This is a genomic window from Flavobacterium amniphilum (assembly GCF_023634845.1).
Taxonomy (GTDB): domain Bacteria; phylum Bacteroidota; class Bacteroidia; order Flavobacteriales; family Flavobacteriaceae; genus Flavobacterium; species Flavobacterium amniphilum.
Map to the genome: position 1 here is coordinate 1 of NZ_JAMLJL010000040.1, position 3,768 is coordinate 3,768.

Sequence of the window (3,768 nt, forward strand, 5' to 3'; positions counted from 1 at the left end):
GACCGCGTGCTCAAGCAGGCCGCTCCGGGTGAAGCCTGGAAGATAGGCTCCAATCATGAAATCAAATTTGAGTATGGTACCAATGAGGCATCGGGAAGCAACGTCGTGAAACTCTTCAAGGCTACTGCTACGTGGAATGAATCGTTACTAGCGTATACCAATACATTGACTCAAACTGAGAACTACCCGGCCAATACATTATACCTTACAGTGACTAAGGATGAGAACTGGACATCAGGCAACAACCACACCACACAGGAGTTCAAGGACAAGGCCGGTAAGGTCGTGTTGAAACGAACCTTTAACAATAATGTGGCGCATGAAACCTATTATGTGTACGACCAGTTCGGGAATTTAGCGTATGTGATTCCTCCATTGGCCAATGCAGCTTACGACAGCAACACCCTTAACGGATTGTGCTACCAGTACCAGTATGACAACCGCAACCGGTTGGTGAGCAAGAAACTGCCGGGAAAACAATGGGAATTTATCGTGTATGATCTACTCGATCGACCGGTAGCCACTGGACCGGTCTTATCGCCTTGGGGAACGGGTACAAGCGGGTCGATGGTGACCCAGTATGATGTATACGGAAGACCTACTCAGACCGGCTGGATTGAACTCCCGATGGATATGAATTCGCGTTATGATTACCAAACTGATATGAACAACGGGGATAATGTATTTACCTTAACTACAAATCGTATACTGAGCAAAAATTATTATGACAACTACAGCTATGCTGGAGCGCCTACTCTACCCAGCCAAGTTGAAGGCGAAGATGTATCGGCTGCCGTAAAAGGAATGCCCACGGGAAGCTGGGTCAGAATCTTGACAATCCCAACGGAAACCACTGGTGAATTGTCGTATACGTTGTACGACAAGAAAGGCCGTGCTATCCGCACGCATACAGACAACTATCTGGGCGGTTATACTGAAACGGACAGTAAATTGGACTTCATAGGGAAAACCCACTACACTATCACGCGCCACAAACGCACCGGCAGTCATACCGAAATCGTGGCTACCGATACCTTTACCTATACCGACCAAGACCGTCTGAAACTGCATACCCACCAGATTGATGGCGGTGATGTACAGCTGTTGTTTGATAATTCGTATGACGAGTTGGGCCAACTCAAAAGCAAGAAAGTGGGAGGCAGTGCTACGGGCAATGCAGCACTTCAGCAAGTCGATTATCAATATAATGTCAGAGGCTGGCTGAAATCAATCAACGATACCGATGGATTGATCAGCACGGATTTGGGCATCAAAGATGACCTGTTTGCTTTCAAGATCAGTTACAATACCCCGACTGACAATAATAAAGCGCTGTTCAACGGAAACATCTCGGAAACCTACTGGCGTACATATAATGATGACCAGTTGCGGAAATATACCTACAGCTATGATCATTTAAACCGTTTGCTGCAAGCCGATTATTCAAGACCGGGTAATATTAATATCCTGAATTCCTACAAAGAGCATTTGACCTATGATAAAAACGGGAATATACTATCGCTGAACCGTAATTCATTTGAGGAGGAAGGGTATGAGTACGAAATTGACAATCTTACTTATGCATACGATTCCAATAACAAAAACCGATTGTCAAAAGTGACCGACAGCAGTGGGTGGAGTGAAGGTTTTAATGAAAGTACGGATCCAGACAGTGACGGTGTCAATGACAGTATTGATTATACCTATGATGCGAGCGGTAATATGACTAAAGACCAGAATAAAGGAATCAATAAAATTACTTACAATCATTTGAATTTGCCGGTACGAATTGAATTCAGTACCTTTAAAAACCCGACGATTGATTATGTTTATGATGCTACGGGAAGGAAAGTAAGCAAAAAAGTGTCCTATCACAAGATGGTTCCTTGTAGTGGCTCAGGCGGTGGTGGTGGTTTTGGTGATGTATGTATGGAACAGGTTGCCGTTGTTGATAAAACGGATTACCTGTTTGGAGGTTTTCAGTATTTAAATAATGTATTGGAATTTGTTCCCCATGCGGAAGGTTATGTTAAGAAAGACGGAAACAATTATGTGTACCATTATAATCACACAGATCATTTAGGAAACGTACGGCTAACGTATGCAGGTGACGCAAGTGGTACGCCTTATGTCGTGGAGGAGAATAATTACTATCCTTTTGGATTAAAACATGATTATAATTATACAGAGAGTACAAATTATAAGTATAAGTACAATGGAAAGGAGCTTCAGGATGAGTTGGGACTGAATATGTATGATTATGGGGCGAGGAATTATGATGCGGCGATTGGGAGATGGATGAATATTGATAATTTAGCTGAAAAAAATATTTTCGAATCTACATTCGTTTATTGTAGTAATAATCCAATTATTTTTAATGATCCTGATGGAAATGACAAAAGATATTTTGATATTTATGGAGAGGAAATTGTTTCAAAAAGAGTAGTTTCAAATGAAATTCATGAAACATATATTGCAAGAAATCAAGAAATGCTTAGCTTTACCCAAGTACCTATGCCTAATGTGATCAGTGAAAAAAAAGGTATTACTGAAGAAGGAATTTCTTTTTCACATGATGTTTCAGGTCCAGAATATCAAGAATTAGATTACCTTATTGCAGCACGTACAGGTTTGTTTAATCAAACCAAAAATAATGGATTATTAACACTCTATACAGAAGGAGGAGATTTAATTCCACAAGAAGCTATTGATGATATTGATGATTTAGATCCAACACTTGTTAAAGCTATCGTTATGCAAGAATCAACTATGGGAAAGGATGATAGTAAAGATATTGCAACAGCAAACAATCCTTTAGATAAAGGGAAATATAAAAATGCTTATAATTTATATGAAGCAAACTTAATGAATAAAAATAATTCTTTATATTTTGGAATTAGATTTCTTGCAACTAAAGGATTTAGAAAAGGTGTAACTTATGATAGGAAAACTGGAAAAAAGACTTTTACATTTCAAGGTTGGTCTAAGGCCGCTGGTAATTATAATGGAGGTGGAATAGAAGGTTACCAAGAATTTATAGAAGATATGATTAACAATTCATTTAGCCCAACACCAGATAATTATTATAAATATAAACCACAAACAAAATGAAAAAAATAATTTTAGGAATTTTATTATTGTCAACCTTAACTTTTGGTTGTAATAAAGAACCAAAAGAAAGAAGTTTTTATTTAAAATATCTCCTATTTGTATTAAATGAAGAAAATCCAGGTCATATTTATAAAATAAAACAGACTTTAGGAGATAAAGTTGAAGAAATTGAGGCGATCTATTTAGGGAATTTAAATTCAGATTTCAATAAATACAAAATAATCTATTCAGTTGGGTATTATGGAAATACTTCTAGTTCATTAAGTGCTACTTCGATTTTGACTATTTTTGATGAAAAGAATATCTTAAAAGGATTCTATAATATTGGCCCCAAATTAGAAAAGCTTCCTTATATAAAAGCTAATAATTTGATTTTCCCCCCTGATACAGTAAATGATTGTAATATGATTAACAAAATTGATTTTAGTAAGAAAATTCCAAAAGATTTTTTTATTGAATGTAAAAATCAAATGGGGGATATTTATAATTATCAAGAAGCAAATAAATTTGATAGATGACAATCGGTAATGGGTAATGTATCAAATTAGGGCATGACCTAGAATTTTAAAATAAGTTATTGAAAAACAGTGTTTAACGTAAAATTTAAACGCTGTTTTTTATTGTCTATTAGGATGATTTAAAGATTGATGATTTGTT

At 36.9% G+C, this 3,768-nt stretch carries 2 protein-coding genes; both read left to right on the forward strand.

Annotated features, from left to right (window positions below; all coding sequences use genetic code 11):
- Positions 1–3,111: RHS repeat domain-containing protein (locus tag NAT51_RS19530; protein WP_250601784.1), on the forward strand; the 3,111-nt coding region annotated here is incomplete at its 5' end.
- The gene (locus NAT51_RS19535; RefSeq protein WP_250601786.1) at positions 3,108–3,629 is read left to right on the forward strand and encodes a hypothetical protein; all 522 of its coding nucleotides are present in this window, start codon (positions 3,108–3,110) and stop codon (positions 3,627–3,629) included. The genes NAT51_RS19530 and NAT51_RS19535, both read left to right, overlap by 4 nt.
- Positions 3,630–3,768: the final 139 nt, after the last annotated feature.

Excerpts from the sequence above, each read along its gene's own strand:
- NAT51_RS19535 (WP_250601786.1), top strand. The coding sequence starts at position 3,108 with ATGAAAAAAATAATTTTAGGAATTTTATTATTGTCAACCTTAACTTTT.